This is a genomic window from Novosphingobium sp. (genome assembly GCF_965229225.1).
In the GTDB taxonomy this organism is placed as follows: domain Bacteria; phylum Pseudomonadota; class Alphaproteobacteria; order Sphingomonadales; family Sphingomonadaceae; genus Novosphingobium.
The window spans coordinates 2,700,601-2,724,046 of the sequence record NZ_OZ245867.1 but is presented as its reverse complement, the minus strand read 5'-3'; the positions used below and the strand labels follow the sequence as shown (position 1 = coordinate 2,724,046).

The 23,446-nt window shown below is 65.5% G+C and carries 26 protein-coding genes; 12 read left to right on the top strand and 14 right to left on the bottom strand.

Annotation, left to right across the window (positions count from 1 at the left end; genetic code table 11):
* Positions 1–162 precede the first annotated feature (162 nt).
* The 3 genes from ACO06X_RS12520 to galE all read right to left on the bottom strand — a co-directional run bounded on the left by ACO06X_RS12520 (position 163) and on the right by galE (position 2,091).
* On the bottom strand, positions 163–786 hold the full coding sequence (locus ACO06X_RS12520) for an HAD-IA family hydrolase (protein WP_421836590.1): 624 nt from the start codon (positions 784–786) through the stop codon (positions 163–165).
* A gap of 103 nt (positions 787–889) precedes the next feature.
* Entirely contained in the window at positions 890–1,015 is a 126-nt protein-coding gene (ykgO, locus tag ACO06X_RS12515) for a type B 50S ribosomal protein L36 (RefSeq protein WP_054122357.1), read from the bottom strand.
* 71 nt (positions 1,016–1,086) lie between these two features.
* Complete coding sequence (galE, locus tag ACO06X_RS12510) at positions 1,087–2,091, bottom strand: UDP-glucose 4-epimerase GalE (RefSeq protein WP_421836589.1); 1,005 nt, start codon at positions 2,089–2,091, stop codon at positions 1,087–1,089.
* A 78-nt stretch (positions 2,092–2,169) separates the two neighbouring features.
* Here galE and ACO06X_RS12505 point away from each other — a divergent pair, with 78 nt between their 5' ends.
* From ACO06X_RS12505 to ACO06X_RS12485, 5 genes are all read left to right on the top strand, one after another.
* Positions 2,170–2,931 carry a DUF4136 domain-containing protein gene (locus tag ACO06X_RS12505; protein ID WP_421836588.1) on the top strand — a complete coding sequence of 254 codons (762 nt, stop codon included), beginning with the start codon at positions 2,170–2,172 and terminating at the stop codon, positions 2,929–2,931.
* Positions 2,928–3,512, top strand: a complete 585-nt coding sequence (locus ACO06X_RS12500; RefSeq protein ID WP_421836587.1) for a DUF4136 domain-containing protein — start codon at positions 2,928–2,930, stop codon at positions 3,510–3,512. The genes ACO06X_RS12505 and ACO06X_RS12500 overlap by 4 nt, the downstream gene beginning before the upstream one ends.
* Positions 3,509–4,654 (top strand): M14 family metallopeptidase, encoded by a 1,146-nt coding sequence (locus ACO06X_RS12495; protein WP_421836586.1) that lies wholly within the window; start codon positions 3,509–3,511, stop codon positions 4,652–4,654. Before ACO06X_RS12500 ends, ACO06X_RS12495 begins: the two co-directional genes overlap by 4 nt.
* Positions 4,655–4,704: 50 nt before the next feature.
* Positions 4,705–4,833, top strand: a complete 129-nt coding sequence (locus ACO06X_RS12490; protein ID WP_421836585.1) for a hypothetical protein — start codon at positions 4,705–4,707, stop codon at positions 4,831–4,833.
* Positions 4,834–5,007: 174 nt separating this feature from the next.
* Positions 5,008–7,125: a TonB-dependent receptor gene (locus ACO06X_RS12485; RefSeq protein ID WP_421836584.1), complete on the top strand. Its 2,118-nt coding sequence runs from the start codon at positions 5,008–5,010 to the stop codon at positions 7,123–7,125.
* Positions 7,126–7,329: 204 nt separating this feature from the next.
* On the opposite strand, the gene ACO06X_RS12480 is transcribed toward ACO06X_RS12485, so the two are convergent.
* Entirely contained in the window at positions 7,330–7,839 is a 510-nt protein-coding gene (locus ACO06X_RS12480) for a (2Fe-2S)-binding protein (protein ID WP_421836583.1), read from the bottom strand.
* Between the two features lie 146 nt (positions 7,840–7,985).
* A complete protein-coding gene (locus tag ACO06X_RS12475; RefSeq protein ID WP_421836582.1) occupies positions 7,986–8,753 on the bottom strand; it encodes a class II aldolase/adducin family protein in 768 nt (255 codons plus the stop codon).
* A 29-nt stretch (positions 8,754–8,782) separates the two neighbouring features.
* Between ACO06X_RS12475 and ACO06X_RS12470 the strand changes: the two genes are divergently transcribed.
* On the top strand, positions 8,783–9,421 hold the full coding sequence (locus ACO06X_RS12470) for an SOS response-associated peptidase (RefSeq protein WP_421836581.1): 639 nt from the start codon (positions 8,783–8,785) through the stop codon (positions 9,419–9,421).
* 4 nt (positions 9,422–9,425) lie between these two features.
* Here the strand turns inward: ACO06X_RS12470 and ACO06X_RS12465 are convergent, their stop codons facing one another.
* Positions 9,426–11,165 (bottom strand): chloride channel protein, encoded by a 1,740-nt coding sequence (locus ACO06X_RS12465; RefSeq protein WP_421839902.1) that lies wholly within the window; start codon positions 11,163–11,165, stop codon positions 9,426–9,428.
* Positions 11,166–11,363: 198 nt separating this feature from the next.
* Here ACO06X_RS12465 and ACO06X_RS12460 point away from each other — a divergent pair, with 198 nt between their 5' ends.
* Positions 11,364–12,884: a M20/M25/M40 family metallo-hydrolase gene (locus ACO06X_RS12460; RefSeq protein ID WP_421836580.1), complete on the top strand. Its 1,521-nt coding sequence runs from the start codon at positions 11,364–11,366 to the stop codon at positions 12,882–12,884.
* A 107-nt stretch (positions 12,885–12,991) separates the two neighbouring features.
* Positions 12,992–13,129, top strand: coding sequence for a hypothetical protein (locus tag ACO06X_RS12455; protein ID WP_421836579.1), 138 nt, complete (start codon positions 12,992–12,994; stop codon positions 13,127–13,129).
* Here ACO06X_RS12455 and ACO06X_RS12450 read toward each other — a convergent pair.
* From ACO06X_RS12450 to panC, 4 genes are read right to left on the bottom strand one after another with little or no spacing between them, the layout of a single operon-like run.
* Complete coding sequence (locus ACO06X_RS12450) at positions 13,126–13,344, bottom strand: hypothetical protein (protein WP_421836578.1); 219 nt, start codon at positions 13,342–13,344, stop codon at positions 13,126–13,128. The genes ACO06X_RS12455 and ACO06X_RS12450 overlap by 4 nt on opposite strands.
* A 40-nt stretch (positions 13,345–13,384) precedes the next feature.
* Positions 13,385–13,762 carry a hypothetical protein gene (locus tag ACO06X_RS12445; RefSeq protein WP_421836577.1) on the bottom strand — a complete coding sequence of 126 codons (378 nt, stop codon included), beginning with the start codon at positions 13,760–13,762 and terminating at the stop codon, positions 13,385–13,387.
* Positions 13,746–14,066: a hypothetical protein gene (locus ACO06X_RS12440; RefSeq protein ID WP_421836576.1), complete on the bottom strand. Its 321-nt coding sequence runs from the start codon at positions 14,064–14,066 to the stop codon at positions 13,746–13,748. Before ACO06X_RS12440 ends, ACO06X_RS12445 begins: the two co-directional genes overlap by 17 nt.
* 10 nt (positions 14,067–14,076) lie before the next feature.
* Positions 14,077–14,970: a pantoate--beta-alanine ligase gene (gene panC / locus ACO06X_RS12435; protein ID WP_421836575.1), complete on the bottom strand. Its 894-nt coding sequence runs from the start codon at positions 14,968–14,970 to the stop codon at positions 14,077–14,079.
* A 123-nt stretch (positions 14,971–15,093) separates the two neighbouring features.
* Here panC and ACO06X_RS12430 point away from each other — a divergent pair, with 123 nt between their 5' ends.
* From ACO06X_RS12430 to ACO06X_RS12415, 4 genes are all read left to right on the top strand, one after another.
* On the top strand, positions 15,094–15,921 hold the full coding sequence (locus ACO06X_RS12430; protein ID WP_421836574.1) for a division plane positioning ATPase MipZ: 828 nt from the start codon (positions 15,094–15,096) through the stop codon (positions 15,919–15,921).
* Positions 15,918–16,214, top strand: a complete 297-nt coding sequence (locus ACO06X_RS12425) for a molecular chaperone DnaJ (RefSeq protein WP_421836573.1) — start codon at positions 15,918–15,920, stop codon at positions 16,212–16,214. The genes ACO06X_RS12430 and ACO06X_RS12425 overlap by 4 nt, the downstream gene beginning before the upstream one ends.
* 90 nt (positions 16,215–16,304) lie before the next feature.
* Positions 16,305–17,705 (top strand): phosphoglucomutase/phosphomannomutase PgmG, encoded by a 1,401-nt coding sequence (gene pgmG, locus ACO06X_RS12420; RefSeq protein ID WP_421836572.1) that lies wholly within the window; start codon positions 16,305–16,307, stop codon positions 17,703–17,705.
* 10 nt (positions 17,706–17,715) lie between these two features.
* Complete coding sequence (locus ACO06X_RS12415) at positions 17,716–20,154, top strand: ligase-associated DNA damage response DEXH box helicase (protein WP_421836571.1); 2,439 nt, start codon at positions 17,716–17,718, stop codon at positions 20,152–20,154.
* Between the two features lie 297 nt (positions 20,155–20,451).
* On the opposite strand, the gene ACO06X_RS12410 is transcribed toward ACO06X_RS12415, so the two are convergent.
* The 4 genes from ACO06X_RS12410 to ACO06X_RS12395 all read right to left on the bottom strand — a co-directional run bounded on the left by ACO06X_RS12410 (position 20,452) and on the right by ACO06X_RS12395 (position 23,157).
* On the bottom strand, positions 20,452–20,883 hold the full coding sequence (locus tag ACO06X_RS12410; protein WP_421836570.1) for an ExbD/TolR family protein: 432 nt from the start codon (positions 20,881–20,883) through the stop codon (positions 20,452–20,454).
* A 60-nt stretch (positions 20,884–20,943) separates the two neighbouring features.
* Complete coding sequence (locus tag ACO06X_RS12405) at positions 20,944–21,474, bottom strand: ExbD/TolR family protein (RefSeq protein ID WP_298168106.1); 531 nt, start codon at positions 21,472–21,474, stop codon at positions 20,944–20,946.
* Positions 21,475–21,639: 165 nt separating this feature from the next.
* A complete protein-coding gene (locus tag ACO06X_RS12400) occupies positions 21,640–22,407 on the bottom strand; it encodes a MotA/TolQ/ExbB proton channel family protein (protein WP_421836569.1) in 768 nt (255 codons plus the stop codon).
* Between the two features lie 93 nt (positions 22,408–22,500).
* A complete protein-coding gene (locus ACO06X_RS12395; protein ID WP_421836568.1) occupies positions 22,501–23,157 on the bottom strand; it encodes an energy transducer TonB in 657 nt (218 codons plus the stop codon).
* Between the last annotated feature and the right edge of the window lie 289 nt (positions 23,158–23,446).

Genomic DNA, 23,446 nt, shown 5'->3' with positions numbered 1-23,446 from the left:
CATCCAGAGCGTCTGTGCCCTGCCGCCCTGGATTCCCGCCTTCGCGGGAATGACGAGAGTTGGATGGCTGAAATGGCGGAAAGAGGACAAAGCCCTTTTTCCCTTCGTCATTCCCGCGAATGCGGGAATCCAGAGCAACAAAGAGCGCCTTGCGATCCAGGCTTAAATCAAGCCCAGCCCGCGCAGGTCCGCATCCAACGCCTCGGCCCCGCGCGTGAAGTGATGCACCCTCCAGCCCAGCGCCGCAGCACTGGCGATGTTCGCCGCATTGTCATCGATGAACAGCATCCGCTCGGGCGCATGGCCAAAGCGCCGCGCTGCCAGATCGAAGATCGCCGGATCGGGCTTCATCAGGCGTTCGACGCCGCTCACCACCACATCGCCCATGTGATCGAGCAGCGGGAACGTGGGGCGGAACATTGCCCAGGTATCCGCGCCGAAATTGGTGATCGAAAACTGCGGCACGCCCTTCGCCGCCAGCGCCTCGACCAGCGCAGGCGTACCGTCGATCGGCCCCGGGATCGTATCGAGCCAGCGCGGGGCATAAGCCTCGATCAGCGCGCGGTGCTCGGGGTACGCCGCGACCTTCTCCGCGATCAGGTCCGCCAGCGGCTCGCCCGCATCGTGCCGGAAATGCCACGGCACGGTGACGACATGCTCGAGGAACCAATCGAGTTCAGCCGGATCATCGATCAGCTTCTCGTAGAGATAGCGGATCGACCACTGCACCAGCACATGGCCGATATCCCAGACAACAGCATCGACGTCAGCGCTCACGAGACGCATTTCCTTCCGCACAAACAAAAGCGCCCCCGCGAATGCGGAGGCCCTCTGCCGGTTCGAGACCGTGCGATCACGCAGAACCCTCGCCGCAGCGAGGGCGCGCGAATCAGCCCTGACGCGCCTTGAAACGCTTCTGGGTCTTGTTGATGACGTAGGTGCGGCCGCGGCGACGGATCACGCGGTTGTCCCGGTGACGATCCTTGAGCGACTTCAGGCTGTTGCGAATCTTCATGGCGAATCCTTATGCCCGAGCCGACCGGGCCGAAATTGGAACGCGGCGGTTATGCGGGAGAAAAAGGAAAGTCAACCTTCCGCGCGGATCTCGGTCAGTTTCCGTTCCCACGCCAGCGCATGGCTTACAATCACATCGAGATCGGCATAGCGGGGCACCCACGGCAGCGTCGCCTTGATCCGCCGGTTGTCCGAAATCAGCGAATCGGGATCGCCCGCGCGGCGGCCTTCCAGCTTGCGCTCGATCTTGTTGTTGGTCACCCGGTCCACCGCATCGAGCACTTCGAGCACCGAAAAACCCTGCCCATAGCCGCAGTTCATCGTCAGCGAACGCCGGGGCTCTGCGATCAGCGCCTCCAGCGCCAGCACATGCGCGGCGGCCAGATCGGAGACATGGATATAGTCGCGCACGCCCGTGCCGTCGGGCGTGTCGAAATCGGTGCCGAACACGCCGACATGGCTGCGCTTGCCGAGCGCGGCTTCCACCGCCACCTTGATCAGGTGGGTCGCCCCTGCGGTCGATTGCCCGGTGCGCGCTTCCGGGTCCGCCCCCGCCACATTGAAGTAGCGCAGCGCGCAATAGTTCAGCGGATGCGCCCGCGCGGTATCCGCCAGCATCGTCTCGGTCATCAGCTTCGACATGCCGTAGGGATTGATCGGCGCCTTGGGGCTGTCCTCTGTCACCGGCGAAACCTCGGGAATGCCGTAGGTCGCCGCAGTCGAGGAGAAGATGAAGTGCGAGACCCCCGCGCCCACCGCTGCTGCGATCAGCGCCCGGCTCTTGGCCGTGTTGTTGTGATAGTACTTGAGCGGATTCTCGACTGATTCGGGTACGATGATCGATCCGGCGAAATGCATCACCGCGCCGATCTTCTGCTCGGCAAAGATCCGCGCAAGCAGTGCGCCGTCCTCGATATCGCCTTCATAAAGCGGCACACCATCGGGGATCGCAAAGCGGAAGCCCGTGGTCAGATTGTCGATCACCGCGACCGGCCAGCCCGCATCCTTCAGCGCCAGCACCGCGTGGCTGCCGATATAACCGGCGCCGCCGGTGACGAGAACGGGGACCTTGCCCATGCGAATCACTCCCTAAGTTAATGCTGCAATGCACTAGCAGGCTCCGTTTGCGTTGGAATCGACAAAGGAACCGTTCATGTGGTTGACAGCCCTCAGGACCTAGTTTCGCCGCTCGTCCGTCCCGAAAGGCTTTGCATGAAGTTCACCACGCCCCTCCTCGCCGCGCTCTTCGTCTGCAGCGCGGCCCCTGCGCTCGCGCAGGGCATGCCCGGCGAAGGGCGCTGGGGCGGTGGCGGCGGCTGGCAGGACCCCGATCCACGCTATCCTTCCGCCCGCCAGAGCGCGCAGCCTTCGAAGAAGATCGACGTGACGGCCTACCGCAGCGCCGATGCCGAAGCGCTGCTCGGCAAGGGCCGCATCGTTGTCAGCCGCATGGCCACCGACGCCGGTGATAACGAGGATGGCAAGCTCCCGGTCTACGAAGCTGCGGTCATCGACGAGCTCGCCCGACGCGGCTATGATACGGCCACGGCCATCGATCCCGGCCAGATCGCTGAAATCGGTGTCAGCCACAGCGTGGCCGTGCCGGAGGAGGCACCGCACAAGAAAGTCAGCGGCGCAATGAGCACCACCGTCAGCAATCGCGGCAGCGGCTTCGGCCTTGCGCTCGCGGTCGATCTTACCAAGCCGGCCAAGGCGATCGTCGCTACCCGGCTCGATCTGCGCATCCGCGACAAGGCCTCTGGCCGCGTCCTGTGGGAGGGCCACGCCGAAGGCGAAGCGCGGGAAGAAGACGGCGGCATCAACAACAGCCAGATGGCCGCTCGCCTCGCCACCGCGCTGCTCAAGAAGTTCCCCGAAGGTCAGGTCGTCCAGCCCCTCGCGGCGGTGACGCCGTGAAGGCCCGCATCCTTCTCGCTGCGCTAGCGCTCCTTGCGACTCCCGCGCTCGCCGCCCCTGTCGAAGTCACGCGCTTCCACACCCCCGAAAGCGTGACCACGCTGGGCCGGGGCGCAGTGTCTGTCATTGCGGCGCCCGGCATGGACGCGAGCAGCCTTGAAACCCGCGTCTGGCTCCAGGCCGTGGAAGCCGAACTTGCCGCGCTGCGCTTCGGCACCGCCACCCCGGGCGCCGCCGATGCGGTCGCGGAAGTGCGTGTCGAACGTGAAGTGCAGCGCACCGAACGCCAGCGCGGCCCGGTCTCGGTCGGCGTCGGCGGCTCGACCGGCGGCTGGAACAGCGGCGTCGGGCTCGGCCTCGGCTTCAATCTCGGCGGGGGGCCCAAGGCGCGGGTCTACACCCGGCTCGTCGTCACCATCCGCAGCCGCACCACCGGGCTTTCGCTGTGGGAAGGCCGCGCGGAAAATGTCGAGCGCGAGAAGGCCAAGGAGGCCGCCGTCGATCTCGCCGCACCGCGTCTCGCCCATGCCCTTTTCTCGGGCTTTCCCGGAACGTCGGGGGCGACTATCACGGTCAAATGACTTCCCAACAGATCAGCATCGACGCAGGCTTTGACAGCGGCAACATCGAAGTTCTCGGCATAGACGGCGCCAGCGCCCGGCTCGCCATCCGGCGCGATGCCAGTTCCGAATTCTTCCAGTGGTTCCATTTCCGCGTCAGCGGCTGTGCGGGGCGCGCGCTCGAACTGAAGATCACCGGCCTCGCCTCCGCCGCCTATCCCGATGGCTGGGTCGGCTACAGCGCCTGCGTTTCGGAAGACCGTGACACCTGGTACCGCGCCGACACCCGCTATGACGCGGCCCTCGATGGCGGCACCATGACGATCCGCTACACGCCCGAGGCGGCGACCTGCTCCTTCGCCTATTTCGCGCCCTATTCGATGGAGCGGCACCACGATCTCGTCGCCGAGGTGGCTGCTTGTGATGGCGTGACCCACCGCGTGCTCGGCACCAGCCTCGATGGCCAGCCGATCGATTGCCTCTCGCTTGGAGGGACTGGCGGCGAAAGCGACAAGCAGATCTGGCTGATCGCGCGCCAGCACCCCGGCGAATCGATGGCCGAATGGTGGATGGAAGGCGCGCTCGAGATGCTCACCGATCCGGCCGATCCGCACGCGCGCAAGCTGCGCCAGCTCTGCCGCTTCCACGTCGTGCCCAATTGCAATCCCGATGGATCGCGGCGCGGCCACTTGCGCACCAACGCTGCAGGCGTGAATCTCAACCGCGAATGGCACGAACCCAGCGCCGACCGCTCACCTGAAGTCGTCGCGATCCGTGGTGCCATGGACGAGACCGGCGTCCACTTCGCGATGGACGTACACGGTGATGAGGCGATCCCGGCGGTGTTCTTCGCCGGCTTCGAAGGCATCCCCGGCTGGACCGAAGCGCAGGGTGAGGCCTATCGCCGCTACCGCGCAATCCTCGAACGCCGCACGCCTGATTTCCAGACCAAGCGCGGCTATCCGGTGGCGCGTCCCGGCAGGGCCAATCTCTCGATGGCCACCAACCAGATTGCCGAGCGTTTCGGCGCCGTCGCGATGACGCTCGAGATGCCGTTCAAGGACAACGACGATCTGCCCGATCCGGCGCAGGGCTGGAGCCCCGAGCGCAGCAAGCTGCTGGCGCGCGAATGCCTCGCCTCGCTGCTGGAATGGCTGGCCTGATCGCGCACGCTTTAACGGTTTGTTAGGCAATCAGGGCGCATACGCATGATATGGCCCGCGCTATCGCCCTCGCTGCTGCTGCACCTGCCGCCTCTCTGGCGGAAGTGCTGCGCTCGGCCATCGTGCTCGGCTCGGCGTTCGCCCTGATCCTCGCCGGTCGCGCCTTCCCGCTGCTCTGACGCGCGGCAAAACTTCACACCTTCTGGATCGCTGAAAGACGGCCTGCCTTGTGGCCAGCCCTTTGTCGCCTGCTGCGCGCATAATTCGCGAAGGATTCGCAATATCATCCTTGCAAGTGCGAATGACTCGCAATAGAGCAGCTCTTGAGAATGCCTCTCAAGAAGGAATTGCCTGTGAAAGCGCTCGTCGCCCTGCTCCTCACCTCCAGCACCCTCTTGCCGTTCGCCGTGCAGGCCGAACCGGCGGGGATGGCAGCGGATGCGGGTGATGCGGGTGCCGATGCCGGCGATGGCGCAGACCGCCGCCCCATCGTGGTCACCGGCCATATCGAAAGCTACCGCAGCGATACCGCCGCCAGCGTCAAGGCGCCCACGCCGCTGCTGGATGTGCCGCAGTCCGTCACCGTGCTGAGCCGCGAACAGCTCGACGATCAGGGCGTCACCCAGCTCACCGATGCGCTCCGCTACGTCCCCGGCGTCGTTCTCGCGCAGGGCGAAGGCAACCGTGACCAGATCGTGCTGCGCGGCCAGAACACCACCGCCGACTTCTTCCTCAATGGCCTGCGCGACGACACGCAGTATTACCGTTCGCTCTACAACATCGACCATGTCGAGGTGCTGCGCGGCGCCAATGCGCTGCTCTTCGGGCGCGGCGGCGGCGGCGGCGTGATCAACCGCGTGCGCAAGGCGCCTTCGCTTTCAGGCCAGAGCCTTGGCGCCAGCGCCGCCGTCGGCACCTTCGGCGATTTCGCGCTCGCCGCCGATCTCAATACCCCGCTTTCGCAGGCCATCGGCGCGCGGCTGAACGGCACTTACGAGGAGTTCGACAACCACCGGCAGGATTTCCACGGCCGCTTCGTCGGCGTGAACCCCACGCTGGCCTTCGCACCCTCCGCCGATACCCGGATCGACCTTTCCTACAACTACGACGATGATCGCCGCACCGCCGATCGCGGCGTCCCCTCGCTCGCCGGCAAACCGCTCGAAGGCTACCGCGATACCTTCTTCGGCCGCGAAGACACGAACATCGCGGCGGTGCAGGCCCATGTCGTCGAAGCGCGCCTCACCCAGCAGCTGGCAGACAGCCTGACGCTCACCGTGGCTGGCCAGTACAGCCACACCGACAAGTACTACGCCAACATCTTCGCTGGCGCCGCAGTCAATCCCGCCACCAACACGGTTTCGCTCAGCGCCTATAACAGCACGGTCCTGCGCGAGAGCTGGATCGGGCAGGCAAACCTCACCTGGCAGGGCAAGACGGGCCCCATCGGCCACACTGTGATCGCCGGGATCGAAGGCGGCGACCAAGCCACCGACGCCGCCCGTTCCGAAGGCATCTTCCCCGGCAACAAGGCCTCGGCCACGGTCGCACTCGCCGATCGGCTGGATATTCCCGCCATCACTTTCGGCGCGCCCAGCCGCTCGACCCACGCCAAGGTCACCACGGTCTCAGCCTATGTGCAGGATCAGATCGAGCTGGCGCCCTTCCTCCAGATCGTCGCTGGCGTACGGTATGACAGCTTCAAGATCCGCGCGGACAATCTGCTGAACAGCACCAGCGCCGGGCGCACCGATCACAAGTGGTCTCCCCGTGCCGGCGTGATCGTGAAGCCCCGCGCCAACGTCTCGCTCTACGGCAGCTACACCAAGAGCTTCCTGCCCCAGTCCGGCGACCAGTTCAGCGCGCTCGATGCGGTGCAGGCCACACTCGCGCCCGAGGAATTCCGCAACCTCGAAGTGGGCGCCAAGTGGGACGTGACCCCCGCCCTCGCGCTCACCGCCGCCGCCTACCGGCTTGACCGCGAGAACTCACGCTTCAACGATCCCGTCACCGGCCTGCCCCAGCTTTCGGGCAAGACCCGCACGCGCGGGATCGAGCTGTCCGCCACCGGCAAGATCTTGCCCCAGTGGCAGGTCAGCCTCGGCTATGCCCTGCAGGACGGCAAGGTGCGCTCTTCGACGACCGCCGCCCCCGCTGGCCGCGCGCTCGCGCTTCTGCCTGAAAGCCAGATTTCGCTGTGGACCCGCTACGACGTGACCGACAAGCTCGGCCTCGGCCTCGGCGTAACGCACCAGTCCTCGGCCTACACCACCATCAGCAACACGGTGACCCTGCCAGCCTGGACCCGCGTCGATACGGCGGTGTTCTACAACCTCACCAAGTCGGTCTCGGTCCAGCTCAACGTCAACAACCTGCTGAACGAGCAGTATTTCCCGACCGCGCACACCGACAACAACATCTCCACCGCCCAGCCCCGCAGCGCGCGGCTCTCGGTGCGGATGGGGTTCTGACGACCTCGGCTGGCGTCCTCTTGTCTCCAGCGGGCAAGGGGGGCCATTCGCCTCGTAACCCCCACACACCTCTGCTCGTCATTCCCGCGAAGGCGGGAATCCAGAGCGGCCAGCGCCACGTGTACGGCACTGGATTCCCGCCTTCGCGGGAATGACGAGGGATTTTGTGGTGGCACTGCTTCACGGGGTACAAGTCATCCCCGCCTACAAACCCGGCGTCGTCGCGGTGGCTGGCACCGGCAGCGGCACGCCGGGCTCCACGCCCCGTGCGATCCGCCCGGCGCGCTGGATCGTGCGGACAAGGCGAGGATAGACGCCGCAGCGACAGATATTGGTGATCGCAGCCTTGATATCCGCCTCGGTCGGATCGGTATTGTGCGCCAGCAGCGCGGCTGCCGCCATCACGAGGCCGGGCGTGCAAAAGCCGCATTGGATCGCCTGTTCGGCGACAAAGGCCTGCTGCACCGGATGGTTGCGATCGGGCGAGAGGCCTTCGATCGTGGTCACTGTGCGCCCCTCCGCCTCGCCGAGGACAAGCGTACAGCTCGGCATGGCCTGACCGTCGACAATGACCATGCACGCGCCGCATTCGCCGGTGCCGCAGCCATACTTCGTGCCGGTCAGATTGGCAGCATCACGCAGCGCCCAGAGCAGCGGCGTGTCGCTCTCCAGCTTGATCTCGATCGGCTGGTTGTTGACGGTGAGGATAGCCATGGGAGTGGGCTCGCTACTGCTTGCTCAACCCGCCCCCACTACACCGCTCACCCTGAGCTTGTCGAAGGGTGCTGGCACAACAGTCGTGCATGATGCTTCGACAAGCTCAGCATGAGCGGGTCTCGCGAAATGGCTCTGAGTGCCGCTCAATCCCGCCAGGAGCGGTCGATCTGGTCGATCCGCCGCGTCCAGGCGTTGAAATCGCCCACGCCGGGGCCACCGCCCGGAGGGTTCGCCATGTTGAGATCGCGCTGGTGGACGTTGATCACGTCCTGCGAGATCATCACCGGCGGCCGGCCCATCGAAAGTGTCGCCATCTGGATCTCGCAAGCGCGCTGCAGCGCCCACATCTGCACGAACATGCCCTGCAGGTTCTTGGCCATCACCACCGGGCCGTGGTTGCGCAGCATGAGGATGTTCTTGTCGGCAAGGTTCGCCAGCAGTCGCTCGCCCTCTTCGGCGCGGACGGTGATGCCCTCGAAATCATGATAGGCGAGCCGCCCCATGAAATTGCAGGCGTAGAAGTTGATCGGCATCAGCCCTTCCTCGAGGCTGCACACCGCCATCGATGCCGTGGTGTGGACATGGCAGATGGCATGGGCCCAATCGAGGTGGCGGTGGAAATAGCCGTGCTGGGTAAACCCGGCGAGGTTCACCGGATGCGGATTGTCATCGAGCTTGTTGCCGTCGATGTCGATCTTCACGAGGTTGCTCGCGCAGACTTCGGAATAGAGCAGCCCGAACGGATTGATGAGGAAGGCGCCCTCTTCATCCGGCACGCGCAGCGAGATGTGGTTGTAGACCGATTCGGACCAGCCCATCAGATCGAAGATGCGGTAGCAGGCCGCCAGTTCCTGCCGCGCATGCCATTCGGCATCGCTGCAATTGATGTTCGGGCGGATCTGGGTGGCCATTACGTACTCTCCCGCTATCATTCTCTCTGATGTGCAATCTCTATCGCATGACCAGCAACGCGCAAGCCATTGCGCAGCTATTCCGGGCCGATGTCGCCGGGCGCAACCTCCCGGCGCTCACCGAGATCTACCCGGATCAGGAAGCGCCCGTGGTCATCGCGCAAGGCACCGGGAGGAGCCTCGCGGTGATGCGCTGGGGCTGGCCCCCGTTTGGCGAGGTAAAGCGCCCGATCACCAACGTGCGCAATCTCGCCTCCCCGATGTGGCGCAGTGCCATTGCCGATCCTGCGCGGCGCTGCCTCGTCCCCGTTACCGCCTTCTCCGAATGGTCCGCCGTCCCCGATCCGGTGAGCGGCCGCAAGCGGAAGCACTGGTTCGATCTGCGCGCCGACTCAATGGGGGGTGATCAGCTCTTCGCTTTTGCCGGCCTCTGGCGCCCTGCCGAGGAAGGCCCGCGCTTCGCCTTCCTCACCTGCGCCCCCAACGAAACGGTCGGCCGCATCCACCCCAAGGCCATGCCCGTCCTCCTGCGCCCGGGCGAGGATTTCGACCGCTGGCTCAGCACGGACGGCGCGGGCGCTGCGGCCATGCAGGCGCCGCTGGAGGATGCGCTGATGCGCGAAATCGCGGAGGAAGCGCCGATGCCCCCACAGGGCAGCCTGTTCTGAAGCCCTATGCTTCCCCGAAGAGCTGCCGCTGCGATTTCTCCAGTTCGTCGAGAGTGCGCCGCCGCGCATGGCGTTCGGTGACCACGCCCACGACGACCCCCTTCTCGTCGACGACGGCCAGTTCATCCGCGCTCAGCCGGTCGAACAAGGCAATGATCGTGTAGGCATCGTCGCCGGGGCGCAGCGAGACGTCGGCCATCCCGGCCAGCGCCGCGATCGGCGTATCGGGCGCAAGGTCCGGGGCATAGGCGGCGGCGGTCGGAACAATGCCGCGATAGCGCCCTTCGCCGTCAACCAGCAGCGCCTTGCTCGCCGAACCAAGCGGAACCCGCGCGCGAAACACATCGACCGGGCAGTTCTCGGGCACCTGCACCCAGTCGCGCCGCATCATCCGCGCGGCGGTGAGGCTCGCGGCCCAGCCGATATCGCGCGGGCCACGGATGGCGGAGCCACGCACGTGCAGCCGCCAGGTGGAAAAGGAATAGCCGAACAGTTCACGGGTCAGCGCGCTCGAAAGCAGCGCCGCTGTCAGCACCAGCCCCATCAGCGCGAAATCATGCGTCGTATCCAGCATCAACAGCGCCAGCGTCATCGGCCCGCCCACGATCGACACGCTGAGCGCGGCCATGCCGACAAGGGCGGCATCGTTGGGGCTCACCGCAAGCCCGACACCAGCGGCATTGACCGCGCCTGCGAAGATCTGCCCCGCCAGCGAGCCGATGAACAGCGAGGCAAAGAACAGGCCGCCCCGGAATCCGAAACTCAAGGAGACAATCGAGGCGGCAATCTTCAGGCCCATGATGATCAGCAGCACCTGCACCGCCGGCTGCAGCACGAGATTGAGATGCAGCGCGCCATGGCCCGCCGAGAGGGTCTGCGGCGAGGCCAAGGCCAGCGGGATCAGCAGTATACCGCCCAGGACCGGCTTCCACCGGCCGAGCCATGCCCAGCCCTGAACATACGATTCGGCCAGCGTCACCAGCCGCATGATCACGATGCCGAGCAGCGCACAGGCAAGGCCCAGCCCGGCGTAGAGGAGATAGTCGCTGAGCGTGATCACCTTGTCATCGCTCAGCGCCATGAGCCACGGCTCGCCGCCCAGCGCCTTGGCGGTATAGACCCCCGACAGCGCCGCCGCGATGACCGGCGCAATCGCCGCCGGCGTATAGCTGCCGATCACGATCTCGAAGGCATAGAACGCGCCCGCCAGCGGTGCGCCAAAGGCCGCACCGATGCCTGCCCCCGCCCCCGCTCCGACCAGCGTGCGCAGATCGTTGCGCCGCAGCTTGAGCCACTGGCCGAGCATAGAGGCAAGCCCGCCGCCCATCTGCGTGAAGGCCGCTTCCAGGCCCACTGATGCGCCCGCGCCGTTGGAGAGGATCGTCTGCACTGCAATCACAAGATTGTCCGCCGGTGCGATGCGTCCGCCGTGGAGCGCGTTGGCCTCCACGACATCGACTGGCGTGCGCACACGTTTGCCCAGCGCGAGCGTGAACAGCACCAGCGCCAGCCCGCCCAGCGGCAGCGCCAGCAGCCGCCAGGCATGGTGGATCTGCCCCAGCGCGCTGAGGCGATTGAAGGTCACGCCATAGAGCACTTCCTGCAGCCCATGGGCGAGCTTCTGCTGCACACGGGTGAGCAGCCCCGCACCGGCCCCGGCCCCGGCGGCAAGCAGGATGAAGGCGGCCTCGCTCTGGCGAAGGCGCTGGCGGCTGCGGATGATCCGCGGGCGGGCCCAGGCCATCAAACCGTCAAGCACACACGCGCTCCTCGATTCCAGGGTCGGCCCGACTCGGGGAACGAAATCAACGAGATGGCCATGACAGGATCGGTCCGCCATGGTCCTTTCCCGCGGCGCGTGCAACCGGGTTTCGGCCTGCTGGACATTGCAGAATTCTCGTTTCACACTCGCCGCCGAAGTCGTTTTGGGGAATGGGGCGATATGGCAAAGCATCTCAAATTCGCGTTCGCGGGATTGGCCGCGCTGGCCGCCGCAACAAGCCAACCCGCGGCGGCATCCGACAAGGCCGACCGGGCCAAAGTCGCCGCAGCGATCCGCGCCGATCATGATGCTGCGGTCGAGCGTCTGCGCGCATGGATCAAGCTGCCGACGATCGCCAACATGGGCCTCAATCACAAGGAAGGCGCCGAATACATGCGCCAGCTCGCGCTCGATGCCGGGTTCCAGATGGCAAAGGTCATTCCCACCGATGGCGTCCCCGGTGTCTTCGCCACGCTCGACGCAGGCGCGAAGACGACGCTGGCGATCTACTTCATGTACGACGTGAAGCATTTCGACCCGAAGGAATGGTCTTCTCCGCCGCTCGATGGCCGGTTGGTCGATCGCCCCGGCGAGGGCAAGGTCATCGTCGGGCGCGGCGCAGTCAATCAGAAGGGGCCCGAAACCGCGTTCCTCACTGCCCTGCGCGCGTTCAAGGCTTCCGGCGTGAAGCTGCCGGTAAACCTCGTGCTGGTGGCCGAGGGCGAGGAGGAAATCGCCTCGCCGCACTTCTCGCAGGTCGTCACCCATCCCGAAGTGCTGCCTGCGCTGTCCAAGGCGGTGGGCGTGATCATTCCCGATGCCGGCCAGTCGGTCGACGGGCAGGTGACCTTGCTGCTCGGCGCGAAAGGCGCGGTCGAACTGCAGCTGATCTCCAGCGGCGAAAAGTGGGGCAAGGGGCCCACGAAGGACATTCACTCCAGCCTGATGGCCAATGTCGATAGCCCCGCATGGCACCTGATCAAGGCGCTGAACACGCTCGTCGCCGACGACGGCCACACGCCTGCCATCGACGGCTGGTTCGAGAACGTGAAGCCGCTGACCGAACGCCAGAAGCAGCTGATCGCCGCCGATATCGCCGCCGGCAACGAAGCTGACGAGAAGAAGAGCCTCGGCATCAAGCAGTGGTACGCGGGGGAGGATTATCTCACCGCGTCCTACCGCCTCGCCTCGCAGCCCACGGTGAACATCCAGGGGCTGGTCAGCGGCTACATGGGGCCGGGCGGCAAGACGGTCCTGCCCGGCCGAGCCGAGGCCAAGATCGACCTGCGGCTGGTGCCGGACATGACCAAGGACGAGGCTGTCGCCAAGCTCAAGGCCCATCTCGCCAAGCGCGGCTTCGGCGATATCGAAGTCAACGTGAGCGGCGGCTATGGTCCCACCCAGACCGACGAGAACAGCGCTCTGATCAAGGCCGAACAGGCCACGCTGGCAGCGGCGAGGATTCCGCAGACCATGTCGGCGCGGTCCGCCGGTAGCTGGCCGGGCGTGATCTTCACCGGCCCGCCGCTGCACCTGCCGGCGGGATCGTTCGGCGCAGGCCGGGGCGGCGGTGCGCATGCCCCCGATGAGTGGTTCCTGATCGACAGCACCAACCCCAAGGAGCTCGGCTTCGACCAGCAGGCCACCCTGTTCGCCGATTTCCTCTACGAAGTCGCGCGGAGCGGAACCGGAAAGCCCTGAAGCGCCACCGGCTTGACGAACAGGATAGTGCCATCACCGAAGAAGCTGACCAAGCGCTGGGCAGAGCGGAGCGGCGCTTTCTGCGCCGGATATTCAACGGCCGGACTGTGCCGATCAGCGCCGATGGCCGACCCTTCCTGACCTACAAGGAGGCCAGCCGGTATCTCTTGTCGCTGGCGCCCGAGGCGCGGGAGCTGGCCTATGCGCAGATGAAAGGCGGCGCGGCCGAGATTTCGGGAAGCTAGAGCCCAGCGGCAATCTGGTCGGCGGCGGCGGTCGCCTCCGTGCTCAGCTCACGCAAGGCCTTCGCGGTGTCCGCCAGCAGGCCGTCGGTGATCGGCCGCTCGCCATTGATGAACCGCCTGATCGCGCGCTCGTCGATTCTCAGGCGGCGCGCAAACGCGGTCGTGCCGCCAAACAGCTGGACACAGTATGCGAAGTGATCTTGCCGGTTTTGCATCCCGGCTTCCATACGTCGTCCTGCGGCCAAGGCAATGCGCTCACTGAAAGCGGAGCGTGTTCTCGAACCCCTCGCCCGTCTTGGTCATCCGGGCGAGCTTCCTGAGGTTGGCCCGGACATACCGCTCGAAGCGCCGGTCATCGTAGATCCCCGAGACCGGATAGTCCTCCTGGCCGAGCAGGTCCTTGAGGCGGTCGGCGAGTGCGGCCTGATCATCCTTGCTTGCCGCGATCCGCAAGGCCGCGCAGACCCATTCTTCCGCTGCGGCCTTGTCGTAGTCGTCCTGCGCGGAATAGCCCTGCTTGTCCGCGACCACCTGATCGAGCCGCGCAGCTTCGAGGCGGCTTGCCAGCCACTTGCGGACCTGCGCGCCATCCCATGCCTTTGGCGCGCCGCTCACCCTAGTTGCCGTCCGCATCAACCACGAACACCATCGGCTTGCCGCGAGACTCAGGCTCCCACCCGGCTTCGAGCGCAGCCCGGATGCCCCGCGTCACGATCGCGTCGCTGATCTGCAGCCTCCCGCGCTGCAGGCCTTTCATCAAGCGCTTCGGCGTGGGAAACTCGAGCAGGGCCTCGCGCTGCGTGTGTTTGCGCAGCAGGCCGATGGTCATGCCTTTCCAGCCGTAATTCTCGCTCCACTGTGGCTCGCTGCGCAGCTCCCATTCGTAGGGATGCCCGTCGACGTCGACGATACCGGATAGTCTGGGTGTGCTGGTCATGCTGACATGCCTAGCAGGTCTGGCCGGTCATCACCGCCACATTATCGATCAGACGCGCCTTGCCGAGATGTGCCGCCACCAGCAGACGCGCCGGGTGGCCATCCCACTTGGCCACGTCTTCCAGCGTCACGGCATCGCGCAGATCGGCATAATCGATGCTGCGAAAGCCCGCCGCCAGCACGGCAGCCTTCAGCACGGCAAGCGCGTCCGCCACCGGCTCTCCGGCCATGATCTTCGCCGCAGTCTCGCGCATCGCGCGGTTCATCGCCGGTGCGGCTGCGCGCTCTTGCGCCGTCAGGTACTTGTTGCGGCTGCTCATCGCGAGCCCGTCCGCCTCGCGCACCGTCTGCACGCCAAGGATGTTGTCCGCATGCGGGTGTGTCAGATCGAGATCGCGCGCCATGCGGCGAATGATCGCGAGCTGTTGCCAGTCCTTCTCGCCGAACAGCGCGACATCCGGCTGCACCTGGTTGAACAGCTTGCTGACAACCGTTGCCACACCGTCAAAATGCCCCGGCCGCGCCGCGCCGCAGAGCACTGCATCGAGCCCGCTGACCTGCACGGTCGTCGCATAGCCGGCCGGATAGATCACCTCGACCGTCGGCGCCCACAGCACGTCCACACCTTCCGCCTCGAGCAGCGCCGCATCGGCCTCGAGCTGGCGCGGATAGGTCGCAAGATCCTCGTTCGGCCCAAACTGCCGCGGATTGACGAAGATCGAGACGACGACATGCTCGGCAAGCCGCTTCGCTTCGCGCACCAGAGTGAGGTGGCCTTCGTGCAGTGCGCCCATCGTGGGCACGAGTGCCAGTTTGGGATGGTCTCCGGCCTCGGCGGAATTGTCCCCCGATTTCAGCGCGGAAAGCGCAGTGCGCAGCGGTTCCAGAGCAGTCAGGATTTGCACGCGCCACGGCTCTCCAGTAATCCCCCGGAAGGGGGCGAACAGTCCCCGAAAAGGGAAAGGCCCTCTAGCCCTGAGCCCTGCCCGGCGGCAAGGGGGGCCGCACCTCACAGAAAGGATGATCGCTTGCTCGCCGCCCCCTACCGAATCGTCTTCGCCAACGAAAAGGGCGGCACCGGCAAGTCGACCACGGCGGTCCATGTTGCGATCGCGCTGGCCTATCAGGGCGCGCGAGTCGCCGCGATCGATCTCGATTCCCGCCAGCGCACGATGCACCGCTACTTCGAAAACCGCGCCGAAACCATGCGCCGCCGCGGCATCACGCTGCCAAGCTCGACTTTCGAAGTCTATGACGGCACCAGCACCGAAGAGCTTGACGCGCTTGCTGCTCGGCTAGGCGAAAGCCACGATTTCCTCGTGTTCGACACCCCCGGCCGCGACGATCCGCTCGCCCGCCATGTCGCGACTCAGGCCGATACCCTCGTTACCCCGCTCAACGACAGCTTTGTCGATTTCGACCTCATCGGGCAGGTCGACGCGGAGACCTTCAAGGTCCGCCGCCTCTCGTTCTATGCCGAACTGATCTGGGAAGCCCGCAAGAAGCGCGCGATGGCGACGATCAAGGAAGCCCGCAAGGAAATGGCCAGAAAGGAAATGGATTGGGTCGTGGTGCGCAACCGCACCGGCTATACCGAGGCGCGCAACCAGAAGCGCATCGATCAGGCCCTCATCGAGCTTTCCAAGCGCGTCGGCTTCCGCATCGCCAGTGGTCTGTCCGAACGCGTGATCTACCGCGAACTCTTCCCGAGCGGCCTTACCCTGCTCGACAAAGGCCATCTCGGCGAGCTTGGCACCAGCCACCTGGTTGCGCGGCAGGAACTGCGCACGCTGGTCGCCGGCCTTGCGCTCAAGTTGCCCGAACGCGGCCAGCTTGCGATGGAAGTGGTGCAGTGAAGTTCCTGCTCCTCGCGGCGCTCGCCTGCCTTGCTGTGAAGATGCTGGCGGGGCGGTGGCCGTGGGAACTGTGGGGCCCCACTGCGAAGGAAGTGGCCGAGAAGCGCGCGCGCAACCTGCTCGGCCTTCGCGCCGATGCCGGCTACGACGAGATCATCGATGCGCACCGCCGCCTGCTGATGAAGGTCCACCCCGATCGCGGCGGCACCACCGATGGGGTGCACGAAGCCAATGCCGCGCGTGACCTGCTGCTCGCCCGCATTTCCGCGCGCGGCCCGGATGCACGGGATTGAAGGTTCGGCCATCGCGCCGGCCCACGTCGCCATGTTCGGGGTGAACGAAATGTGCTCAGGTCAGGCTGGTTCCGCGCGGGGCCGGCGGGCATGAGCCACCAGTTCCACCCAAGCATCCTGCGCGAATACGACATGCGCGGCACGATCGGCAAAACGCTTGGCGCCGATGACGCCCATGCCCTTGGCCGCAGCTTCGGCACCCGCGTGCTACGGGATGGTCGGCGGACCGTGGCTGTCGGGTACGATGGCCGCCTCAGTTCACCGATGCTGGAAGAGGCGCTTGTGGCAGGGCTCTGTGCCAGCGGCGTCGATGTCCGCCGCATCGGTCTCGGCCCGACACCGATGCTCTACTACGCAACTGCCTCACTTCCAGAGGTGCAGGATGGCATTCAAATAACTGGCAGCCACAATCCCCCCGATCAGAATGGCTTCAAGGTGGTATTTCGCGGGGGTCCGTTCTTCGGTCCAGATATACTCGATCTCGGCCGCCTCGCCGCCCAAGGGGATTGGGCGCAGGGCGACGGGACGGCCGAGTCCGTCAACATCATGGATGCCTATGTCGAGCGGTTGCTCGCCGGGCTGGAGGGTATCGCGCCAGACGCCGGGAAACACCTCTTCCCCGAGAGCCTGGCCATAGCCTGGGACACCGGCAACGGCGCTGCCGGACCGGTTGTCGAGCGTCTCGTCGCTCGCTTGCCCGGCCGTCATGTCCTGCTGCACACGCATGTCGATGGATTGTTTCCTGGCCATCATCCCGATCCTTCCGTTGAGGCCAATCTTGCCGATCTCACGCACGCCGTCGCGCGGGGACGGCTCGACTTCGGATTGGCCTTCGATGGCGACGGGGATCGATTGGGGGTTGTGGACAGCCGGGGCCGCGCACTGGCGGGCGATCAGCTCCTCATGGTGTTTGCCGAAGATGTGCTGAAAAGGCAGGCAGGCGCGACAGTTATCGCCGATATAAAGGCAAGCGGGGCGCTGTTCGACCGGGTCCGCGCGCTCGGCGGCGAGCCGTTGATGTGGAAAACGGGCCATAGCCACATCAAGTCCAAAATGAAGGAGACTGGCGCACTGCTCGGCGGCGAAATGACCGGGCACGTGTTCCTTGCGGATGATTACTACGGATTCGACGATGCGATCTACGCAGCGGTGCGCCTGATCGCGGCGACCATCCGCCTCGGTCGCACGGTGACCGAGTTGCGCGATGCCATGCCCGCGCTGGTCAACACGCCGGAGCTCCGGTTCCCGGTGGACGAGACGCGCAAGTTCGCGGTGATCGACGAAGTCCGCGCCCGGCTCGCGGCGCAAGGGGCGGAGATGATCTCCATCGACGGCGTGCGCGTGACGACGCCTCGGGGCTGGTGGCTGCTGCGGGCGTCCAACACCGAGGCGATGCTCACCGCGCGGGCGGAGAGCGAGAGCGACGCGGGCCTCGCCGCGTTGCTCGCTGCCCTCGACGCGCAATTGGCTGCTTCAGGGATAAGGCGCTAGTATCCGCCAGGTGACAGGCGGCGCCATCCCTCCCGAGATCGAAGCCTGGTTCACCGGGCGCGGCTGGCGCGTGCGGCGGCATCAGGCAGAAATGCTCATCGCCGACGATGCCGGGCAGCATGCCTTGCTGGTCGCCGATACGGGCGCGGGCAAGACGCTTGCCGGCTTCCTGCCGACCCTCGCCGCCTTCACCCCTTCGCGCCTTGGCGCGGCCTCGCCGCCCGAGGGGCTGCACACGCTCTACGTCTCGCCGCTCAAGGCTCTCGCGCACGACGTGCAGCGCAACCTGCTGACGCCGATCACCGAAATGGGGTTGCCGATCACGGTCGAGACGCGCAGCGGCGATACGCCATCCAATCGCAAGGCCCGCCAACGCGCGCGGCCGCCGCATGTGCTGCTGACCACGCCCGAATCGCTTTCGCTCTTGCTCAGCTATCCTGAAAGCGCGCAGCTGTTCAGCACAGTGCAGCGTGTGGTGATCGATGAGGTCCACGCCTTCGCGACCTCCAAACGCGGCGACCTGCTCGCCCTCGCGCTCACCCGGCTGCAGGCGCTGGCGCCGGGGCTGCGCCGCGCCGCGCTCTCCGCCACGCTGGCCGATCCGGAAAGCTTCCGCGCGTGGCTCGCGCCGTGGGGCGATCTGGATAGCACCACGCTCGTCGAAGGCGAGGCCGGAGCGCCGGCTGAAGTCGATATCCTCCTGCCCGACGATGGCCAGCGCGTGCCGTGGGGCGGGCACGCGGCCGCCTGGGCCCTCCCGCAGCTCTACGAGGCGATCCGCCACAACCGCACCACGCTGGTCTTCACCAACACGCGGTTCCTCGCCGAATACATCTTCCAGCTGCTGTGGGATGCCAACGAGGACAAGCTCCCCATCGGCATCCACCACGGCTCGCTGTCCAAGGAAGCGCGGCGCAAGGTTGAAGGCGCGATGGCGCGCGGCGAGCTGCGCGCGCTCGTTTGCACCGCCAGCCTCGATCTCGGCGTTGACTGGGGCGATATCGACTTGGTGGTACAAATGGGCGCGCCCAAGGGCTCTTCGCGCCTGCTCCAACGGATCGGCCGCGCGAACCACCGGCTCGATCAGCCCAGCCGCGCCATGCTCGTGCCAGGCAACCGCTTCGAGTTCCTTGAGGCCATGGCCGCGCGCGATGCGGTCAATGAAGGCCAGCGAGACGGCGAGGATTTCCGGCCCGGCGGGCTCGATGTGCTCGCCCAGCATGTCATGGCGGCGGCCTGTGCAGGGCCGTTTGGCGAGGCGGAGCTGCTCGCCGAAGTCCGCTCATCGATGGCCTATGTTTGGGTCGACGAGGCGATCTGGCAGCGCGTGCTTCAGTTCGTTGCCACGGGCGGCTACGCGCTGCGCGCCTACGACAGATTTCAGCGGATTGTCCGCCTGAAGGACGGCACATGGCGGCTGACCCATCCGCAGCAGGCAGCGCGGCACCGCCTGAATGCGGGCATCATCGTCGATTCCGAAATGCTCGAAGTGCGCTTCCGCAACGGTCGCTCGCTCGGCAAGGTCGAGGAAACCTTCGGCGCGGGTCTGAAGCCCGGCGATACCTTCCGTTTTGCCGGGCTGGACCTTGAGGTCGAGGGCGTCCGCGACCTTGAACTGATCGTGCGCGGGGCCAAGTCCGCCGGGCAGATCCCCAGCTACAACGGCGCGCGCATGCCGCTAACGACCCATCTTTCCACCCGCGTGCAAGCCATGCTGGCCGACCGCACAGGCTGGGCGCGCTTCCCCGACGATGTGCGCGAATGGCTGGAAGTGCAGGACTGGCGGAGCCGCCTGCCTGCGCCGGGTGAGCTGCTGGTCGAAAGCTTCCCGCATGGTGGGCGGGCCTATACCGTCTACTATACCTTCGAGGGCTGGAATGCGAACCAATCGCTTGGCATGCTGATCACCCGGCGCATGGAAGATGCGGGCCTTTCGCCAATGGGGTTTGTCGCCAACGACTATGCGCTCGGCGTCTGGGGCCTGCGCCCTGTAAAAGACCCGGCGCGGCTCCTCTCGCCCGATATCCTCACCGATGAGTTCGTCGAATGGGTGCAGAACTCGTACCTTCTGCGCCGCGCCTTCCGCGAGGTTGCGGTGATCTCCGGCCTCGTCGAGCGCCAGCAGCCGGGCGCGCGCAAGAGCGGGCGGCAAGTCACTTTCTCGACCGACCTGATCTACGATGTGCTGCGCAAGCACGAACCCGAACACCTCCTGCTCGAAGCTGCCTGGGCCGATGCCCGCGCACGGATGACGGATGTAGGCCGGTTGGGCGCCCTGCTCGACCGCGCAGCGGCCGAACTGGTTCACGTCGAGCTTGACCGCGTTACGCCGCTCGCCGTGCCGCTGATGGTGATGATCGGGCGCGAGTCCGTGCCGGCAGGTATGGCCGACGAGGAACTGCTGCTCGAGGCCGAAAGTCTTGCCTCGGCGGCGATGCGGCCAGAGTGAAAGACTGGTTTCGCGCGGAGACGCGGAGACGGATAGTGCGCGGCCTCGCGCAGTGATCACCGGGATTTTGTGCCATGATGCGTTGATGCTGGCAGATCATCTGGTGATCCAGATATGCCTGCGCCGCTGGCCACCCGCTCGTACTGACTTCCCTCAGCGCCTCAGCGCCTCTGCGCGAAACCGTTCTCTTTGCAGACGCTGCGATCTCTGCGCAAACCTGATTGAAACGGCGCTTGACCACGAAAAAGGGGCGGATTGCTCCGCCCCTTGATCATCTGTGGCTGAGAGCCCGCGTCGTTACTTGCTGAACGTCGCGAAGTTCTCGTTGCCCACGAAGCCGAACTTGCTGACCTTCACCTGGGTGATGATCTTGAGCATGCGGTTCGCGATTTCATACGAGGCATATTCCTCGGGCTGGAACTGGAGTTCCGGCTCGGGGTTCATCGCCTTGGTCGCCTGAAGCAGCGAGACAAGGTTGCCCTCGGTGATCGGCGTGCCGTTCCACAGGATCGCATTCTGCGTCGTCAGCACCAGCTTGTTCTTATCCGTCTTGATCGGCGGATTCGTCGTCGGCGGCTGCGCCTGCGGAAGGTCGATGTTGACCGAGTGGGTGGCCACGGGGATGGTGATGATGAACATGATGAGGAGCACGAGCATGACGTCGATCAGCGGCGTCGTGTTCATTTCCATCATCGGCGAGCCATCGTCTTTGCCGCCGCTCATTGCCATGGGAGGTACTCCTGTCTGGTATCGTGTGCCCGGGTGTCGTCGCGCCAGTGCTGACTAGCGTCAGCCGTTCGGATCAACCGGGGTGGAGATGAAGCCGACCTTGGGATAGCCCGCGATCTGCACGTTGTAGATCGTGCCGGCAACGCACTTCCAGGGCACATTGACGTCGCCGCGGATGTGCACTTCGGGGATCTTGTCAGGCTCCATGTTCTGCGCGCCGCCGGCCCGCTTCACGATCGCATCAAGCCGGTCGAACGCCATCTTGTAGAGTTCGTTGTTATCCACCGGGGTGACGTTGTTGATGTAGACGCGGCAAGTGCCGGTCCGCGAGGAGCCTTCATAGCCGCCCTGGCCGGGGCTGCGTCCGCCAGCGTCGGTCGAAACGACCGTCACGAGCAGGTTCTCGACCTTGTCCTGCGTCTCTTCGGACGGCAGCACCGGAACCTTGAGCTTCTCGACGGTCTGGATCGCGACCGGAACCGCGATGAGGAAGATGATCAGCAGCACGAGCATCACGTCCACGAGCGGCGTGGTGTTGATGTCCGACATTGGGCGTTCATCGCCGCCCGCGCCGCCTGCAGATATTGCCATTGGTTAGTTCCTATCCGATCTTTCCACGGTGAACCGGGTCTTTGCTGGCTTTTTGGAGCCATCGCAGCCCCGGCTGGAACCCGCGTTGTTCCCGAGGAGGGGTGGCAGGCCAACTCGCTAGAGAATGGCCCACCGATCCCATCTTCGCCTCCGCGTATTCGGGCCTTACTTCTTGGCCGGTGCCGCAGCCGGAGCGGCGGGCTTGGCAGCCGGAGCAGCCGGGACGGCAGGCTTGACCACGCCCTTCGAGGCGAGGTTGGCGAGCACGTCGGTGCTGAAGCCGGTCAGCAGTTCGGCGATGCGCTTGTTGCGGGCCTGCAGGTAGTTGTAGGCGAGCACTGCGGGAACCGCGACGAGCAGACCGAGCGCGGTCATGATCAGCGCTTCACCGACCGGACCCGCGACCTTGTCGATCGAGGCCGAACCGGCGATGCCGATGTTGATGAGCGCGCCGTAGATGCCGACCACGGTACCGAACAGACCGATGAACGGCGAGGTTGCACCGACGGTCGCGAGGAACGGCAGACCGCCAGCGAGCTTTGCGTTGATCGAAGCTTCCGAGCGGGCCAGCGAGCTGTGCATCCAGTCGTGGCTCTCGGATTCGTCCATCTTGCCGGCCGCGTCTTCAGCCGAAAGGCCGTCGTCGACGATCTGGCGCCAGGCCGAGTTCTTCTCGAGCTTCGAAGCGCCATCACGCAGGCCGGCCGCGCGCCAGAAGCCCGCAAGCGACTGATGCTGCTTGAGCACCTTGGACTGCTCGGCCCACTTGGTGAAGAGGATGAAGAACGAACCGACCGACATGAACACCAGAATGGTGAAGGTCGAGAGCGGGATCCAGGCGGGCTTGCCGCCGGGGAACAGAACTTCCGCGATACCAAACTTGTTCTGGGGCGCGGCAGTAGCGGCAGCTGCGGCGAGCGTGTGGATGAGCATTCGGGTCTTCCTCTTCAAAATTTCGTACAAAGGGTCAAAAAGATAAGCTCGGGCGTCGCGGCCCTCCCCGGGGGAAGGGCCGCGCCAATCAGATCAGTCCTTCGGGATCACCCACCGGATCGAGTTTGTGTACGAACCGGATGTGGGATTGCCTTCACCGTCGGTCGCCGGCGCAAAGCGGGCGCGGCGGCGGACGTTGTCGCACGTCGCCTGATCGAGATCGGGGCTGCCGCTCGACTTGGTGATTTCGCAGGACGTGACCTTACCGTCGGTACCAACGGACACGCGGAACCCGGTAACGCCTTCGCGCTCTTCACGCAGGGCGCGCGAAGGATAGTCGTTCGACGTGGCCCAGTTGCCAGGGCTGCCCTTCGGAGCCGGACCTTTCGGCTGGAACTTGGGGGGCGGCGGCGGTGGCGGCGGCGGCGGCGCAGCCGTCGTGAACACCGGAGCCGGAGGCGGCGCCTGAGTCACGGTTTCGATCTGCGGCGCAGGCGCGTTGAAGGTGATCGGCGGCGGCGGCGCCACAATGGGCGGCGGCGGCTGATCCTTCGGCGGCGGCGGCGGTGGCGGCGTCTCCGGCGGCTTTTCTTCCTCGATGTTGACCGCCGAGGTCACCTCTTTGACCTTCTTGTACGCCTCGTAAGCCAGCCCCGTTACCAGAGCGTAGCCCAAGCCGACGTGAAGGATCGCAACGATGATGAGCGCGGTGATCTTGTTACCGCTCATCTGTTGGTCAGCGTATGCCATTCAGCTCCAAAACTCCTGATACTCCGCAAACGACTGACATCCGGTGGATGCCTACGTTCACGGAATCGCGCATGGAATCACCCATCCAGCGCGATTGGCCAATCCAGCGATTTCATTCCACCCTGCCGGCAAACCGGACCGCCGACATCGGGTGCAAGGAACCCGGCGGCGGCTTTTGCGGGCTTTCATTGTTGAAATCCCCGACAACGGCGAGCTTTAACGCCGAAGCCAAAGGCGCGCAAATGCTTTATCGGTTAACCTTCAATTCACGGTTTCGCTGCCTGAAACG